The sequence below is a fragment of the Endozoicomonas sp. SESOKO3 genome (assembly GCF_024606255.1).
Window position 1 is genome coordinate 1 of record NZ_JAHHPR010000369.1, and the last position, 1,141, is coordinate 1,141.

1 protein-coding gene and 1 pseudogene are annotated in these 1,141 nt (G+C 49.7%); both read left to right on the plus strand.

Annotation, left to right across the window (positions count from 1 at the left end):
• A pseudogene (locus KDK18_RS06535) lies at positions 1-504 on the plus strand (hypothetical protein); the annotation flags it as partial.
• Between the two features lie 37 nt (positions 505-541).
• A partial coding sequence (locus KDK18_RS06540) for a sigma-E factor regulatory protein RseB domain-containing protein (RefSeq protein WP_306670882.1) occupies positions 542-1,141 on the plus strand: 600 nt, incomplete at its 3' end.

The window sequence follows — 1,141 nt, forward strand, 5'->3', positions numbered from 1 at the left end:
CATGAAACCAACGAATTTGTGAATATCGATTTGTCAGCCGCTATTCGTGACAGGTTGAAGTCTGAGGTACCTCAATCTGTGGCCAAAGAGACATCTGCTTCCAGCCAGGGCGTTCTTGAGGTTGTTGACCGGTGGTGGTCTAAAGCGGGGCGAGTAGTGGTTGCTGCTTCTGTTGCATTGGCTGTGCTGCTGGGTGTGAAAAATTACAATTCTACCCCTGAAGCTCTGCCTCTGGTAGCATCGGTAACTGATCAAACGACATTGTCACAACCAGTACAAATTGCTCAAAACGGCTACGGTGCTGCTGGAATTCAGGCGGGATACAGTTCTCGTCAGCATGACAGTATTACCCCGGAACAGCTCGCACAGGCACAGAGTGTTGCTGACAGGGCTATCAGGGAGCGTTTCAGGGCGTATGCGCTTCAGCATGCTGAAATGAGTGCCATGAATTCAGGACAGGGAATCCTCCCTTTTGCGCGCTTGACCACTTTTGAATCACAATGAGTCTATGAAAGGAATTCGATTGAATAGGGGGCATTTAATGCCTTTGCTGCTGGTCTTACTGGTAGCACTGGAGGGTCACGCATTTCCTGTTGACCAATCATCAGAACCTGCTGGTCAGTCATCAAAGCCTGCCGGTCAGTCATCAAAGTCTGTCGGCCAGTCATCAAAGTCTGCCGATACGCCTGAGAAATGGTTGGAAACCATGATTCAAGCCACTCAAAATCTTACCTATCGCGGACACTTTGTTTACCAACAGGGTGCTAACCTAGAAACCCTGGCAGTGGCGCACACGCTTCAAAAAGTGGGTGGCAAGTCAGAAGAGCTGGAAAGTATTGCTTTTCTGGATGGATTGCCCAGAGAGATGGTTCGTCAGGGAAAGATTATCACTTTCGCCAGTGCTGGAAGAGAACCCACAAGATTTGAACATGAGTCTCTGGTTCCGATGGTGGGACGTTTTACTTCCGGTCATTTTGACAACCATTACAAGCTGAAGCCAGCCGCTCTGGATCGTATAGCGGGTCGGGAAGCTGTTCAGCTGCTGGTGGTGCCAACGGATCGGTTTCGTTATGGTTACCAATTATGGCTGGATCGTCGAACCGGTCTGCTCCTCAAGTCCGTAATGGTAGATAGTGAAGGC